Origin of the sequence: Ureibacillus thermosphaericus, from assembly GCF_012396605.1 — a bacterium.
GTDB classification, from domain to species: domain Bacteria; phylum Bacillota; class Bacilli; order Bacillales_A; family Planococcaceae; genus Ureibacillus; species Ureibacillus thermosphaericus.
Genome location: NZ_JAAXPW010000001.1, coordinates 1 through 14,906 on the forward strand (window position 1 = coordinate 1; position 14,906 = coordinate 14,906).

Annotated in this window: 19 protein-coding genes; all 19 read left to right on the forward strand. The window is 35.9% G+C overall.

Annotation, left to right across the window (positions count from 1 at the left end; genetic code table 11):
• On the forward strand, nt 1-670 hold a 670-nt coding region (locus tag HF990_RS00005; protein ID WP_247595779.1), incomplete at its 5' end, for a group II intron maturase-specific domain-containing protein.
• A 371-nt stretch (nt 671-1,041) separates the two neighbouring features.
• Nucleotides 1,042-1,434: a flagellar basal body rod protein FlgB gene (flgB, locus tag HF990_RS00010; RefSeq protein ID WP_026018944.1), complete on the forward strand. Its 393-nt coding sequence runs from the start codon at nt 1,042-1,044 to the stop codon at nt 1,432-1,434.
• Nucleotides 1,435-1,436: 2 nt separating this feature from the next.
• Nucleotides 1,437-1,892 (forward strand): flagellar basal body rod protein FlgC, encoded by a 456-nt coding sequence (gene flgC, locus HF990_RS00015; RefSeq protein ID WP_016836753.1) that lies wholly within the window; start codon nt 1,437-1,439, stop codon nt 1,890-1,892.
• A 70-nt stretch (nt 1,893-1,962) separates the two neighbouring features.
• On the forward strand, nt 1,963-2,232 hold the full coding sequence (gene fliE / locus HF990_RS00020) for a flagellar hook-basal body complex protein FliE (protein WP_408056478.1): 270 nt from the start codon (nt 1,963-1,965) through the stop codon (nt 2,230-2,232).
• 60 nt (nt 2,233-2,292) lie between these two features.
• On the forward strand, nt 2,293-3,891 hold the full coding sequence (gene fliF / locus HF990_RS00025) for a flagellar basal-body MS-ring/collar protein FliF (RefSeq protein ID WP_016836755.1): 1,599 nt from the start codon (nt 2,293-2,295) through the stop codon (nt 3,889-3,891).
• Nucleotides 3,892-3,909: 18 nt separating this feature from the next.
• Nucleotides 3,910-4,926, forward strand: a complete 1,017-nt coding sequence (fliG, locus tag HF990_RS00030; RefSeq protein WP_096550657.1) for a flagellar motor switch protein FliG — start codon at nt 3,910-3,912, stop codon at nt 4,924-4,926.
• Nucleotides 4,910-5,707, forward strand: a complete 798-nt coding sequence (gene fliH / locus HF990_RS00035) for a flagellar assembly protein FliH (RefSeq protein ID WP_184656203.1) — start codon at nt 4,910-4,912, stop codon at nt 5,705-5,707. Before fliG ends, fliH begins: the two co-directional genes overlap by 17 nt.
• 5 nt (nt 5,708-5,712) lie before the next feature.
• Entirely contained in the window at nt 5,713-7,035 is a 1,323-nt protein-coding gene (gene fliI / locus HF990_RS00040) for a flagellar protein export ATPase FliI (protein ID WP_026018945.1), read from the forward strand.
• Nucleotides 7,035-7,484, forward strand: coding sequence for a flagellar export protein FliJ (gene fliJ, locus HF990_RS00045; protein ID WP_016836758.1), 450 nt, complete (start codon nt 7,035-7,037; stop codon nt 7,482-7,484). The genes fliI and fliJ overlap by 1 nt, the downstream gene beginning before the upstream one ends.
• Nucleotides 7,485-7,491: 7 nt before the next feature.
• A complete protein-coding gene (locus tag HF990_RS15270) occupies nt 7,492-8,100 on the forward strand; it encodes a MotE family protein (RefSeq protein ID WP_016836759.1) in 609 nt (202 codons plus the stop codon).
• A gap of 15 nt (nt 8,101-8,115) precedes the next feature.
• Nucleotides 8,116-9,372, forward strand: coding sequence for a flagellar hook-length control protein FliK (locus tag HF990_RS00055; RefSeq protein WP_016836760.1), 1,257 nt, complete (start codon nt 8,116-8,118; stop codon nt 9,370-9,372).
• 3 nt (nt 9,373-9,375) lie between these two features.
• Nucleotides 9,376-10,035, forward strand: a complete 660-nt coding sequence (gene flgD, locus HF990_RS00060; protein WP_016836761.1) for a flagellar hook assembly protein FlgD — start codon at nt 9,376-9,378, stop codon at nt 10,033-10,035.
• Nucleotides 10,036-10,048: 13 nt separating this feature from the next.
• Nucleotides 10,049-10,420 (forward strand): TIGR02530 family flagellar biosynthesis protein, encoded by a 372-nt coding sequence (locus HF990_RS00065; RefSeq protein WP_026018946.1) that lies wholly within the window; start codon nt 10,049-10,051, stop codon nt 10,418-10,420.
• A 77-nt stretch (nt 10,421-10,497) separates the two neighbouring features.
• On the forward strand, nt 10,498-11,538 hold the full coding sequence (locus HF990_RS00070; protein ID WP_016836763.1) for a flagellar hook-basal body complex protein: 1,041 nt from the start codon (nt 10,498-10,500) through the stop codon (nt 11,536-11,538).
• Nucleotides 11,539-11,629: 91 nt separating this feature from the next.
• Nucleotides 11,630-11,851: a flagellar FlbD family protein gene (locus HF990_RS00075; protein WP_016836764.1), complete on the forward strand. Its 222-nt coding sequence runs from the start codon at nt 11,630-11,632 to the stop codon at nt 11,849-11,851.
• The gene (gene fliL / locus HF990_RS00080) at nt 11,841-12,269 is read left to right on the forward strand and encodes a flagellar basal body-associated protein FliL (RefSeq protein ID WP_016836765.1); all 429 of its coding nucleotides are present in this window, start codon (nt 11,841-11,843) and stop codon (nt 12,267-12,269) included. Before HF990_RS00075 ends, fliL begins: the two co-directional genes overlap by 11 nt.
• A 28-nt stretch (nt 12,270-12,297) precedes the next feature.
• On the forward strand, nt 12,298-13,293 hold the full coding sequence (fliM, locus tag HF990_RS00085) for a flagellar motor switch protein FliM (RefSeq protein WP_016836766.1): 996 nt from the start codon (nt 12,298-12,300) through the stop codon (nt 13,291-13,293).
• A complete protein-coding gene (gene fliY / locus HF990_RS00090) occupies nt 13,286-14,518 on the forward strand; it encodes a flagellar motor switch phosphatase FliY (RefSeq protein ID WP_016836767.1) in 1,233 nt (410 codons plus the stop codon). The genes fliM and fliY overlap by 8 nt, the downstream gene beginning before the upstream one ends.
• A gap of 24 nt (nt 14,519-14,542) precedes the next feature.
• Nucleotides 14,543-14,905 carry a response regulator gene (locus tag HF990_RS00095; RefSeq protein WP_016836768.1) on the forward strand — a complete coding sequence of 121 codons (363 nt, stop codon included), beginning with the start codon at nt 14,543-14,545 and terminating at the stop codon, nt 14,903-14,905.
• Nucleotide 14,906 lies beyond the last annotated feature (1 nt).

Here is a 14,906-nt window from a genome sequence, read left to right on the forward strand (position 1 = left end):
ATCTAACATTGTACTAGATGAACTAGATAAAGAATTGGAAAGAAGAGGACACAAATTCGTTCGATATGCGGATGACTGTAACATTTACGTGAAAAGTAAACGAGCAGGACTTCGCACAATGGCAAGCATTCAACGATTCATTGAAGGAAAACTACGACTGAAAGTAAATGAAAAGAAATCAGCGGTCGACCGTCCATGGAAACGTAAGTTTCTAGGATTTAGCTATACCTATCATAAAGAGCCAAAGGTTCGTATCGCAAAAGAAAGCCTTAAACGAATGAAGAATAAAGTTCGTGAAATCACATCACGCAAGATGCCCTACCCGATGGAATACCGCATTCAGAAACTGAATCAATATCTAATGGGATGGTGTGGATATTTTGCGTTAGCAGACACCAAATCTATATTCCTTGAATTAGATAAATGGATTCGTAGAAGACTTCGAATGTGTCTATGGAAGAACTGGAAGAAACCGAAAACAAAGATACGCAACCTTATTCAACTTGGCGTACCACAATGGCAAGCGTATGAATGGGGAAATACTCGGAAGAGTTATTGGCGTATTTCAAATAGTCCAATATTACACAGAACCCTTGGTAACTCCTATTGGAGAAACCAAGGGCTGAAAAGTCTTGAAGCTCGTTATGAAAACTTGCGTCAATTATCTTAATTGAACCGCCGTATACGGAACCGTACGTACGGTGGTGTGAGAGGACGGGAGTTAATCGCTCCCTCCTACTCGATTCCTTTTAATAATTTCATTAAGGGAATAGTTTTATATAATTGTAGTACTTTTTTATCAATTAAGTGATAGCTGATAGTAACTTTTGGGAATTGCAAAGTCAAAAATTTTGTCGAATTGAAACTTTTGTTATCGAAATGTGAACTTTTTGAAAAACTTGGCATGAAAAATTGATTCAGATAGACTATGAAAAAGTGCCAAAAGACGATAGACACTGTGAATTATCTTATTTACAATAAATACTAGTGTTGAGTAAGAAATTTGTCATTTTTGTAATGAAATAGAACGAGGTGAACGGTTTGAACTTGTTTGGAGGAACAATAAGTAACTTAGAGCATGGTTTAAAATACGCATCGCTAAAAAATAAGACTATTGCACATAACATTGCAAATGTCGATACGCCTAATTACAAGGCAAAAGATGTCAAATTTAAAAAACTATTGAATGATGAAAATGAAAAACAACTTAGGGCGAACAAATCAGATAAGAGACATTATGATTTTAGTTTTGAACAATCTACCCATGTTGTTTATAGTTATGAAAACTTTCAATATCGCCATAACGGCAACGGTGTAGATATGGATAAAGAACAAGCAGAATTAGCGAAAAATACGATTTACTACAATGCTTTGATTGATCGCATTAACGGTAAATTCAATACATTAAATACAGTCATTAAAGGAGGGAAATAGTAATGTCAATCTTTTCTAGCATCAATACAACAACATCAGCTTTAACTGCTCAACGCTTACGAATGGATGTCATTTCCTCAAATATAGCGAATGTTGATACAACTCGTGCTAGACAAGTGAATGGTGAATGGGAGCCGTACCGTCGGAAAACGGTGACACTTACTGCAAATGAAGGTACATTTTCATCCTTTTTAAATAAAGCAGTAGGGAAGAGCAATGGCGTAGGCAATGGAGTAAAAGTAACAAAAATAAATGAGGATAATGAAACGCCGTTCAAACTCGTATATGATCCAAGCCATCCAGATGCAAACGAGGATGGATATGTACAAATGCCTAATGTCGATGTGTTAAAAGAAATGGTCGATTTGATCTCTGCTACTCGTTCATACGAAGCAAATATAACCGTTTTAAATGCAAGTAAAGCGATGTTAACAAAGGCTTTAGAAATAGGTAAATAAGGGTGAACAATGAGAGGGGTGAATTGATGTGGCAATAAACCAAGTAAACTTATCTATTCCACTTCAAAATGTGAATGGTAACAGAGTGATATCCAATCAACAAACGCCATTTGAAGCGCAAAAAAGTTTTGCTAATACATTAAAAGAAGCGATTGACAAAGTAAATGATTACCAAGTTCAATCAGATGAATTAACAAATAAGTTGATTCATGGAGAAAACGTTGAGTTGCATGATGTAATGATTGCAGCACAAAAGGCGAGCATTACATTAAATGCTACGGTTGAAATTCGCAATAAAGTAATTGAAGCTTATCAAGAAGTTATGCGAATGACTGTATAATCTACGGTTACGCACGGAATATAAAATGTTAGTGTATTCACTAGTACCGGAGGATTTGTAATGAATGATCGACTTAATAAATTAAAAACCGATTCCATTAATTTTTGGAAAAGTCGGACAAAGAAGCAGAAAGGTGCAATAATTGGAACCTTCGTAGGGGTTATAGCGATAGCGGCTATTATTACATATTTTACTACTCGAACAAACATGGTTCCCCTTTTCACAGAATTATCAGCAAAGGAAACTGGGGAGATTGCGGAAGTATTAAGCTCTCAAGGTGTTACATATGAAATTGCTCCAGGTGGAACGAACATTTTAGTTCCAGAAAAGCAAGTTGATTCCATAAAAGTTTCCTTAGCCGCACAAGGATACCCTGAAACTGGAGGAATTAGTACAACATTCTTCACAGAAAATGCTGGCTTTGGTATGACAGATAATGAATTTAACGTCATCAAGCATAAAGCCCTAGAAACAGAACTTGAAAACCTCATAAAGAAAATCGATGGGGTAAAAGATGCAAAAGTTATGATTTCTATGCCAGAAAAAGGTGTATTCATTAATCAGAATGCGGAGAATCAAAACGCTTCTGCTGCTGTCGTATTACATACTGAACCAGGTCATAAGTTCACTGATGACCAAATTAAAACATTATATAACCTTGTATCGAAAAGTGTTCCTAATTTAAGCACAGACAATATTACAATATCTAATCAGTATTCTGAATATTACGATTTAGAATCCGCTATAGCTGGAAGTGGTTCAATCGACTCTGTAGAAGGTCAAATGAATGTAAAGAAAACGATTGAACGTGACCTTGAACGTCAAGTTCAAAAAATGCTTGGAACATTAATGGGACAAAACAAAGTTGTTGTATCAGTCACTACAGATATCGATTTTAAGAAAGAAAATCGTGAGGAGAAATTAGTAAAACCTGTAGATGAGGAGAATATGGAAGGCATTGAAATCAGTGCCCAACGCATTACTGAAACATATACAGGTATGAATGGTGCAACAGGTCCAACGGAGATGGGCGATCCGACTGATAATGCAACCGGATATCAAGAAGTTTTAAACGGCAATGGTGATTACGAACGAATTGAAGAAACAATTAATAATGATGTAAATCGCATTAATCGTGTAATCCAAGAAAGCCCGTACAAAATTCGCGATATTGGTATTCAAGTCATGGTTGAGCCACCTGTTCCTGAAGATCCAACATCCCTTTCAGCTACAGTTGTGGAAGATATTGAACAAATTTTAGCAACTATTGTCCGAACTTCAATTGATAAAGAAGCTGCTGGAGAATTAACAGATGAAGAAATTGAAAACAAAATTGTTGTTTCTGTTCAACAATTCTATGGCAATGACGTAGAAAATATCGAAGAAACACCAGTGATTCCATGGTGGATTTGGGTTGTTGGTGGAATTTTAGTTGCTGCAATTCTTCTTCTTATTGTTTACATCTTGCGTTCGAAAAAGCGAAAAGCGGAAGAAGAAGCTATGGAAATTATTGAAGAACAAGAAGAGTTGCTTGTGGAAGATATTAATCAAGAAAAAGAAACAGAATCTACAGTTCGTCGCAAGCAATTAGAAAAAATGGCAAAAGAAAAACCGGAAGATTTTGCAAAATTATTGCGGAGCTGGATAGCTGAAGATTAATGGATAGGAGGTTCGACTGTGTCTAAAAAAGAAAAGAAATTTTTAACAGGAAAACAAAAAGCTGCACTGCTGTTAATTTCTTTAGGACCAGAAGTTTCCGCAAATGTTTATAAACATTTATCTGAAGAGGAAATTGAACGACTTACATTAGAAATTTCAGCAGTGAAAAAAGTTGAACCTGAAGTGAAAGAACAGATTATCGAAGAATTTCATAACATTGCTCTAGCTCAAGATTATATCTCGCAAGGTGGTATCGGCTACGCAAAAACAATATTAGAAAAGGCGTTAGGTCCTGAACAGGCACAAAATATTATCAATCGTTTAACATCTTCCTTGCAAGTTCGACCTTTCGACTTTGCTAGAAAAGCTGATCCATCACAAATCTTAAATTTTATACAAAATGAGCATCCGCAAACAATTGCGTTAATTTTGTCATATTTAGATCCGCAGCAAGCTGGTGTTATCTTATCTTCATTACCACAAGAAGTGCAAGCGGATATCGCAAGAAGAATTGCCACTATGGAATCGACTTCACCAGAAGTCATTAGTGAAATTGAATCGGTATTGGAAAGAAAATTGTCATCCACTTTTACGCAAGATTATACGGAAACTGGCGGCATCGATGCTGTAGTAGAAGTATTAAACGGTGTGGATCGCCAAACAGAAAAAACAATACTCGATGCGCTTGAAATTCAAGATCCAGAGTTGGCAGAAGAAATCAAAAAACGCATGTTTGTATTTGAAGATATTGTGACTCTCGATAATCGTTCAATTCAACGAGTTATTCGAGATTGTGAAAATGAAGACTTGTTGCTCGCAATGAAAGTATGTAGTGATGAGGTAAAAGAAATTATTTTCCGCAATATGTCACAACGAATGGCGGATACATTTAAAGAAGAGATGGAAATTATGGGACCTGTACGCCTACGTGATGTAGAAGAAGCACAAATGAGAATTGTTGCTATCATTCGTCGATTAGAAGAAGCTGGAGAAATTATTATAGCTCGAGGTGGAGGAGATGACGTCATTGTCTAAGCTAATCCGTTCGAGCGAGGCAATTAAAAAGCAAAATGGGCCGGTTCAAATTGAAATTCGAAATCTTTTTGCGAAACAGTTTGATTCTACCCAGGATATAGGCGAAGAGGAGCATTCAATCACATTAGACGAGGTGTACAAAGAGCGAGATCGCATTCTTGAAGAAGCGAATCTAGAAATCTCTTCAAAGCGGGAAGAATTTGAATTGTATTGCCAAGCGAAACTAGAAGAAATCGAGAAATTAAGACAGCAATGGCAAGAGGAAAAGCTCATTCTTCAAAAAGAAGCATATGATGAAGGCTTTCAACAAGGTTATGAAGAAGGAATTCAGAAAGCGACTGCAGATATGGAAAATGCGTTAAAACTAGCGAATGAAACTGTTGAGAATGCTCACATCAATGGAATGAAATATGTTGAGGAGCAGGAACATGTTATTTTAGATTTGGCGATTAAATCAGCGGAAAAGATTATTGGAGCATCGCTAGAAAAAGATGAAGCGTTATTTTTATCCATAGTTCGAAGAGGTTTAAAAGAAGCGCAAGAAAGCAAAGAAATTAAACTATATTTATCACCAGTATATTACAAGTTGGTAACTGAAAATCGAGATGAACTAGCAGCAATGTTCCCGCCGGATGTTCCGTTCTTAATCTTTGTAAATGAAGATTTGAACGATACAGATAGCTACATTGAAACAAATCATGGGCGCATCGTATTATCAATTGATGAACAATTGAAAGAATTGCGCTTAAAGCTTAGCGAAATTTTGGAGAGTAAGGATTGATTCCGATGAAAGCGGCTGACTTGGTCAACAATATACCTGCCATCGACACGTTCAAAAAATATGGAAAAGTTACGAGAGTTGTCGGACTATTGATAGAATCTCAAGGTCCAGAATGTTCCATCAATGACGTATGCAAAATTCATGTTCGTACGAAAAAAGGGCACGAAGTAATTTTAGCGGAAGTAGTAGGCTTTAAAGATGAGTATGTTATGTTAATGCCTTTTACTTCCGTACGAGAAATTTCCATTGGCTGTTTAGTGGAAGGAACAGGAAGTCCATTAGAAGTTAAAGTCGGTCCTGAATTAATTGGAAAAGTACTAGATTCGCTAGGCAACCCTTTTGATGGGACTTCTCTTCCGAGAGGATTAGTTTCGGTACCTACAGAAAACGAACCTCCAAATCCTTTGCATCGTCCGCCCATTGATCAGCAATTGGAAGTGGGAGTAAAAGCCATTGATGCGATGCTGACGGTAGGAAGCGGACAAAGGGTTGGTATTTTTGCAGGTTCTGGTGTGGGTAAAAGTACTCTTCTCGGCATGATTGCACGTAACACAAGAGCAGATTTAAATGTGATAGCTCTTATTGGTGAGCGCGGCAGAGAAGTGAGGGAGTTTATCGAACGTGATTTAGGTGAAGAAGGATTAAAACGATCCATCGTGATTGCAGCTACAGGTGATCAGCCTGCATTAATGAGGATAAAAGGTGCTTTTACTGCGACAGCCATTGCTGAGTATTTCCGAGAACGAGGTTTAAATGTCATGTTAATGATGGATTCTGTTACTCGTGTTGCAATGGCACAACGGGAGATTGGATTAGCAACAGGTGAACCGCCTGCTCAAAAAGGTTATACGCCATCAGTCTTTTCAATATTACCGAAATTGTTAGAAAGAACCGGGACAAGCATGAAAGGGAGTATAACGGCCTTTTATACGGTGCTTGTTGATGGGGATGATATGAATGAACCAATTGCAGATGCGGTTCGAGGTATTTTAGATGGACATATCGTATTAGACCGCACCTTAGCAAATAAGGGACAATATCCGGCTATTAACGTACTAAAAAGTGTCAGCCGTTTAATGAATCATATTTCTTCTGAAGAACATGTAAAAGCTGCTGAGAGAATTAGAGAATTGTATTATACATACGCAAAATCAGAAGATTTAATAAACATTGGGGCTTATAAAAAAGGAACGTCGAAAGAAATTGACGAAGCGATTTATTATGAACCCCTTATTACTCAATTTTTAAAACAAGGATTTAAAGAAAAAGTAACACTTGAAGAAAGTGTTAACGAACTAATTGCTTTAGCGAATGGCGGTGGCAAATAATGGTTCAATATACGTATCGATTTGAAAAACTATTAACAATTCGCGAACAAGAAAAACAGCAAACAGAAATGGCTTACAAAGAATCGGTTCGATCTTTTGAAAAAGTAGCGACACAATTATATGAATTGTTAAAGAAAAAAGAAAACTTAATTGAATATCAAAATGAGCGGTTAAAAAATGGACTAACGATTGATGAAATCCACCATTTTGCAAAGTTTATTGATAGTTTGGAACATACCATTGATGAAGTACAACAAAAAGTAAAACAAGCACGTGTAAAAATGCAATGGTATGAACAAAAATTAGTAGAAAAAAACTTGGAAGTACGTAAGTATGAAAAAATGCGAGAGAAGGATTATAGTGCATTTCAAGAGGAACAAAATCGCCTAGAGGCCCAACACTTGGACGAGATTTCCTCACTTATGTACAACAAGAAGATATTTAGGTGATTTTATGGTGAAAGTGAACAAAAAGCTGAAAAATGATTATACTGAAGATTTTATGGAAAAAAAATCACCAGGATTTTTTCAAAAATTCTTCGCTTGGGTGATTATTCCGCTACTATTCGTTATAGCCATTTTGCTCGTCGTTGCTCAATTTACAAATACGAACATCTTTGAAAAGGCTTCTGAAATGTTGCCTCGTACTGACGAAGAAACACCTGCCAGCGCTATTGATATGGACAATAAAATTGTTGAATTACAAGCGCAAATTCAAGAAAAAGATGCGCAAATTGAAAAATTACAAAGCGAATTGGATACTGCTTTAGCTGAGAACGAAAATCATATAGCAATACAGAAAGAATTGCGAAAAAGAATTGAAGAATTAGAATCTGGAAAACAAGAATCAAAAAAAGATTTGAAAGAAATTGTTAACACTTATGAAAAAATGTCGGCCAAAGCTGTTGCACCAATCATTGTAGAAATGAAAGATGAACAAGCGTTGGAAATATTATCGAATTTGAAGCCAGATACACTTTCTCAAGTTTTAGCGAAAATGGATCCGAAAGAGGCTGCAAGATATACAGAATTATTATCTAAAAACAAAGAATCAAATACCGACTAGAAAGGAGGTGAAAGAATGAGTATAGGAATGCCCTTTATTATATCTCAATCCCAATCGTTAGGATCCATAAAAGGACAGCAAAATGTTTTCAAAAACAAAGAAGGTTTTAGTAAGTTTGGTGATGTTTTTAATAAGGTTGTTCAAAGTGAAGAGAAAATGTCATCCGGAATTATGGAAACGGTAGAAAAAGAAATTCAACCACTATTAAAAGCTGATTCCGTAGAAGACATATTTGATTTACTCGAAATTCCTAACGATGAAGGATTGATTATACTCTCCCAAGGTGAAGAAGAGCAAGTAATTACAATAGAAGAATTAATGTCAAACATCGATGACATTTTAACACTATTAAATATGAATACTGAGCAACTAAATGAAATTGCTCAAGAGCTTTTGGGAGAAGAAGTTCGCATCGATAATATTTGGGATTTCATTCATCTCGTAAATCATGAACAGCAGTCTTTAAACGCCAACGTTGAGTCGCAATTGTTGGACAAAATGACTTCAATTTTATTTGGCGAAGAGAATGGATTACAAAGAGATGTAGTGAAATTTTTGCAAGTAATAAAATTAGCCCAATTAGTTGGCGAACAGTCTCAATTAAAATTAGAACAACAAGAACAGATTTCTAACTTAAAAACGTTCTTACTGAATATTGAAAAAACAATTATAAAGGAAATGACAACATCAACTGGCAAATTTTCATTAGAAAATTTCCAGCAAGTCGTAGTTAAACAGGTAAAAACAGAAGTTGATTCTAACGCTCATACAACTTCCAATATTTCTTTACATCAAAATTCGGAAACGAAAACAATTACGATTACTTTGCCAAATACAAATAATGGATCACAGGCTGAATCATTAGTAAAACAAATTGAATCGATATTACAACGTAGCCAAATATCCAATTCTCAAGGAACAACGAAATTATTATTAAAACTTTATCCTGAACATTTAGGATCTATTCGAATCGAATTAGTACAAAGAGACGGTGTGATTTCTGCTAGATTGCTTGCTTCAACTGCACTTGGAAAAGAATTACTGGATAGTCAAATTCATCAATTAAAGCAAGCGTTTGTTCAACAAAACATTCAACTTGATCGAATCGATATTCAACAAAGTTTACAAGAGACGGATTTACGCGACCAAAATTTATTTAACAATATGTTTAAAGGTCAGCAACAGTCTGAAGAAAATGATAAAGATTCAGAAGAGCAGCAAGATGATGAAAAACTGTCTTTTAAAGAATTTTTAGTAAATGAGGAAGTGTAGCATATGGCAGAAATGTCAAAAATCACAAATGATTACTATTTATCTAACAATAAAAAAGTAGAAAAACGTACAGGAAACTCTATCCTTGGTAAAGATGATTTTCTAAAAATTCTAATCACTCAGTTGCAGCATCAAGATCCAACTAATCCAGTAGAAGATAAAGAATTCATTGCTCAAATGGCTCAGTTTTCAACATTAGAACAAATGCAGAACATGACGAAAGCAATGGAGGATTTGCTCGAATCACAATTGCAAACGCAATTGATGGCATACACATCTTTCATAGGGCAAGAAGTAAAATGGCATGAAATTACCGATAAATTGGATGAAAAAGGAAAGCCGATTATTAACGAAGGCCAAGGGGTTATCGTTGAAATAAAATTTAAAAACGGCATGCCATTGTTTATATTAGATGATGGAAAAGAAATTACTGCAGGCAATATTTCTTCTATTTTAAAAAAGAATAGCGAAAAACCTGTAGTTGAAAATCCTCTAGTAGAGGCAAGTAAACTTATTGGAAAAACTGTCAAATACCAAAATGAAAACGGTGAGTTTGTTCAAGGAATCATCGAAGCTGTGACAACAAACAATCAAACAATTGAATATATTTTAGATAACCAAGTTCGGTTAAAGAAAGAGCAATTTGAAATTGTCAGTGAATAAGGTTGGTGAATCCATGCATCGAATACAATTTCAGCACGTACCATTACAACCGATTCATCTAAAACATAGCTCGAAACCAACAACAGAAAAAAAGACGACAAGCTTCATTGAGCATTTTGAACAAGCGAAAAATGAACTGAAAATAAGCAAACATGCTAATGAAAGAATTCGGGAACGAAATATTCAAATTTCAGAAGAAGAGTGGGAAAAAATTACGGACAAAGTAATTGAAGCTCGTTCGAAAGGGATTAAACAACCACTCGTATTAATGGATCAAGCTGCGTTAATCGTGAGCGCTAAAAATGGAACAGTCATTACAGCAATGGAGAGAGATGAAGCAAAAGAACAATTATTTACAAATATTGATGGCACTATTGTACTTTAAGGCAGGACCAATCTGGATGCCTTCGTTTGCGGACTGACAGAAGCAAACAATATACAATCGAAAGGAGAAGGAAAAACATGCTACGTTCAATGTACTCTGCTATTTCCGGAGTAAGAAACCATCAAACAAAATTAGATGTTATTGGGAACAACATTTCCAATGTTAACACATATGGATTCAAGAAAAGTAGAACAGTATTTAAAGAAATGATTTCTCAAAACATCGGTAGTGCTTCCGGTGCAACAGCAACACGTGGAGGTGTCAATCCAAAACAAGTAGGATTAGGTTCTACAATGGCAGCAATTGATGTCATTCATTCTACTGGAGCCCTTCAATCTACTTCTCGCACTCTTGACTTAGCGATTTCAGGTGACGGGTTCTTTATGGTGGCTGATACAGTAATTGATTTTAAACGATATAGCTCAGATGAACCAGATGTTGCTGAAGAGATTAGTGATGAGGGGGTAGGTGAAACTAACTTCACGAATATTTTATATACAAGAGCGGGGAATTTTTATTTGGATGATGAAGGATACCTTGTCAATGCTGAAGGGAAATATTTAGTTGGTGTAGCACCTGTAGTCGATGATGAAAATGGTGACGATGTTATTAACTCATTAGATTTCCCTACAATACCTGGGAAAAACACAGACATAGACGGTAATGAGGATTTATCACCATCTGACGATCCTGCATGGATTACACCAGTTGAAGATGAAATTGATGGTATGGATGTTATATATAAACCAATTCGAATTCCTACAGATGCAACAGAAATGAGTATCGGGCAAGATGGTACTGTGACATTTGTTGATGCAAATGGTGAATTAAAATGGGCAGGGCAAATTGTGTTGGCAAAATTCCCTAACGCAGGTGGTCTTCAAAAAGTTGGAAACAACTATTATCAAGAAACGAATAACTCAGGAGCTGCCTATACACAAGTTGCAACCGTAGCAGGTATAGGCTCTATCGAATCTGGGTTCCTTGAAATGTCAAATGTGGACCTATCAGAAGAGTTTACGGAAATGATTGTGGCACAACGCGGTTTCCAAGCAAATACTCGCGTAATTACAACTTCCGATCAAATTTTAGAAGAATTAGTGAACTTAAAACGATAATCAATCTAGTAATCTTTTAACTTACTAGTCTTTGGATTATTTTAAAGAAAAGGAGGGTCGGGCCGGCTCTATCCTTCCCGGCCCTATTTCAATGATTCAACTAACACGCCTTAATGGCAAAACATTTTCATTGAATGCTTTATACATAGAAACAGTCGAATCCTTTCCAGATACGACCATTACGCTAACGACTGGGCGGAAATATATTGTAAAGGAAACTGAAGAAGAAGTTAGAAAAAAAGTGACAAATTATTATCGCACGATTCAAGTGCTTTCTAACCCCCATCTACGAGGTGATGAAAATGAAGAATAATAAATTATTAACAGTAATGCTCATCATTTTAGTGTCGATTACGTTAATTGGGGTTGTACTTGTAGTTTTATTGACTCAATTCAATAAACAATCTACAACCCTCGAACCAACCATCGATAAAATTATCGAATCTAGCGTAGATGTACCTGAAATAACGACCAATTTAGCAGATGGAAATTATATTCGCATTGAATTGAAAATCCAAACAGATAGCCCTAAAGCAGCAAAGGAACTAGCTAAACGCGACTTCCAAACAAATAACATTATCATAGAGGAACTATCTGAATTAACGGAGGAAAACCTAAAAGGAAAAGAAGGAAAAATTCTATTAGAATCAACGATTAAAGCCCGATTAAATGAATTGATGCAAGAGGGTGAAGTGCAACAAGTATACATTACCTCCTACATCATTCAGTAAAGAAATCTGTTGAAATGGAGGTGGTCAAATGCCAGGTGATGTATTATCCCAATCGGAAATCGATGCGCTGCTTTCAGCAATCTCTACTGGGGAAATGTCAGCAGATGAAATGAAAAAAGAAGAAGAAAAGAAAAAAGTCAAAGTTTATGATTTCAAGCGTGCCCTTCGTTTTTCAAAGGATCAAATTCGAAGTCTGACGCGAATTCATGAAAACTTTGCAAGACTTTTAACTACATTCTTTTCTGCTCAACTTAGAACATATGTACAAATTTCTGTAGCATCTGTTGACCAAATTCCCTTTGAAGAATTTGTTCGCTCGATTCCAAATATGACATTAATAAATGTATTTGAAGTACCGCCTTTAGATGGTAATATTTTAATGGAGATCAATCCAAACATTGCTTACTCCATGTTAGATCGCCTCATGGGTGGTAGCGGTACAAGTTATTCAAATGTTGACAATTTAACTGAAATCGAACAAAAAATCATGACAAACTTATTTGAACGTTCCTTCGATAATTTGCGTGAAGCTTGGGAAAATATCGCTGAAATTGACCCAATGCTTGTTGAACTCGAAGTGAACCCACAATTTTTACAAATGATTTCACCAAATGAAACAGTAATCGTTATTTCAATGAATACCGTTATTGGTGAAACTTCTGGCATGATTAACATTTGTATTCCACATGTCGTATTGGAACCAATTATACATAATTTGTCTGTCCAATACTGGATGCAATCGAATACAAAAGAGCCAACAGAAGCACAAATCAAAGCGTTAGAAACAAAAGTAAAACAATCTGACTTACAGCTCGTAGCTGAACTCGGTACATCTACGATTTCAATCGAAGACTTTTTAACGATGAATATCGGTGATGTCATCCAGCTCGATCAGAAAATTTCTGATCCATTAATTCTTAGAATTGGAGATATTCCAAAATTTACTGTTCAGCCGGGTAAATTAAAGAAAAAAATGGCAGTTCAGATTATTGAGACTTTGAAAGGAGGAGAAGAAGATGAGTGATGATATGCTCTCCCAAGAAGAAATTGAAGCCCTACTTCGAGGTGAAACACTAGATGATAAAATCGAGGAAATGGCTTCAAATTCTAAAACAAATTCAAACGAAAAATTAGTTGTTGAAGATTATTTAACAGAAATGGAACGCGATGCGTTAGGTGAAATAGGAAATATTTCTTTCGGGAGCTCAGCAACTGCACTATCTTCATTGTTAGGGCAAAAAGTTGAAATAACAACTCCTGTAGTGTCACTAATTAATAGAAATAATTTGGAAGAAGAATTTCCACATCCATATGTTGCTGTATCAGTAGAATATACAACTGGTATAAGCGGTGTGAATTTATTAGTCATTAAACAATCAGACGCTGCAATCATTGCAGATTTAATGCTTGGAGGAGATGGACGCAATCCGAACCCAGATTTAGGAGAAATCCAATTAAGTGCTGTTCAAGAAGCGATGAATCAAATGATGGGTTCAGCTGCAACCTCCATGTCTACGATGTTTAACAAAAAAGTAGATATTTCACCACCTTCTCTAGCTTTACTAAATATTAAGGAAAATGAAGGTGAAGAGAATATTCCTGATGATGAAATATTGGTAAGAGTTTCCTTCCGTTTACTCATCGGGGATTTAGTAGATTCTACAATCATGGAATTACTACCATTAGATCTAAGTAAAAAGCTTGTAAAATCCTTATTCGGTGAAAATGCAGATGCGAATCAACCTGAGGCACAACCTCATGCACAAGCTGAGCCGAAACAATTAACTGCATCGCCAATGCAACAAAGCACAACATCGCAATTGGAACAACCAATACAACAGGCTAATCAACCAGTATATCAGCAGCAAGCTGCTACTACTCATGAAATACCAAGTTTTACAACTTATTCACAACCAAAACCTCAGCCGGTAAATGTTCAACAAGCACAATTTGCAACATTTGAACAACCGAAGATGACAGAGGCAGAAGCTCGAAATTTAAATATGTTACTTGATATTCCTTTACAAGTAACTGTTGAATTAGGACGGACGAAGCATTCAGTGAAAGAAATTTTACAATTAGCTTCAGGTTCCATTATAGAGCTAGATCGTCTTGCTGGTGAGCCAGTTGATATATTGGTAAATAATCGTCTAATTGCGAAGGGTGAAGTTGTAGTCATTGATGAAAACTTTGGTGTGAGAATTACAGATATTATCAGTCAGAAAGAACGCATCAATAATCTAAGATAGATGTAATAATGGAGGAATCTTACTATGTCTAAAAAAATCTTAATAGTTGACGATGCAGCATTTATGCGCATGATGATTAAAGATATTTTGACGAAGAATGGCTATGAAGTAGTTGGAGAGGCAGCAGATGGAATGCAGGCTGTAGAAAAATATAATGAATTGCGACCAGATTTAGTGACAATGGACATCACGATGCCAGAAATGGACGGCATAACAGCATTGAAACAAATTAAATCGATTGATCCAAACGCTGTTGTAATTATGTGTTCAGCTATGGGTCAACAAGCGATGGTCATTGATGCCATCCAAGCGGGTGCGAAAGACTTTATCGTAAAACCATTCCAAGCAGATCGTGTTATTGAAGCAATCCAAAAAGCAATAGGTTGAT

Excerpts from the sequence above, each read along its gene's own strand:
- flgD (WP_016836761.1), top strand. The coding sequence starts at position 9,376 with ATGGCAGAAATGTCAAAAATCACAAATGATTACTATTTATCTAACAAT.
- HF990_RS00055 (WP_016836760.1), top strand. The coding sequence starts at position 8,116 with ATGAGTATAGGAATGCCCTTTATTATATCTCAATCCCAATCGTTAGGA.
- HF990_RS00070 (WP_016836763.1), top strand. The coding sequence starts at position 10,498 with ATGCTACGTTCAATGTACTCTGCTATTTCCGGAGTAAGAAACCATCAA.
- flgC (WP_016836753.1), top strand. The coding sequence starts at position 1,437 with ATGTCAATCTTTTCTAGCATCAATACAACAACATCAGCTTTAACTGCT.
- fliH (WP_184656203.1), top strand. The coding sequence starts at position 4,910 with ATGACGTCATTGTCTAAGCTAATCCGTTCGAGCGAGGCAATTAAAAAG.
- HF990_RS00095 (WP_016836768.1), top strand. The coding sequence starts at position 14,543 with ATGTCTAAAAAAATCTTAATAGTTGACGATGCAGCATTTATGCGCATG.
- HF990_RS00065 (WP_026018946.1), top strand. The coding sequence starts at position 10,049 with ATGCATCGAATACAATTTCAGCACGTACCATTACAACCGATTCATCTA.
- fliF (WP_016836755.1), top strand. The coding sequence starts at position 2,293 with ATGAATGATCGACTTAATAAATTAAAAACCGATTCCATTAATTTTTGG.
- fliI (WP_026018945.1), top strand. The coding sequence starts at position 5,713 with ATGAAAGCGGCTGACTTGGTCAACAATATACCTGCCATCGACACGTTC.
- fliY (WP_016836767.1), top strand. The coding sequence starts at position 13,286 with ATGAGTGATGATATGCTCTCCCAAGAAGAAATTGAAGCCCTACTTCGA.
- HF990_RS00075 (WP_016836764.1), top strand. The coding sequence starts at position 11,630 with ATGATTCAACTAACACGCCTTAATGGCAAAACATTTTCATTGAATGCT.
- fliM (WP_016836766.1), top strand. The coding sequence starts at position 12,298 with ATGCCAGGTGATGTATTATCCCAATCGGAAATCGATGCGCTGCTTTCA.
- fliL (WP_016836765.1), top strand. The coding sequence starts at position 11,841 with ATGAAGAATAATAAATTATTAACAGTAATGCTCATCATTTTAGTGTCG.
- fliJ (WP_016836758.1), top strand. The coding sequence starts at position 7,035 with ATGGTTCAATATACGTATCGATTTGAAAAACTATTAACAATTCGCGAA.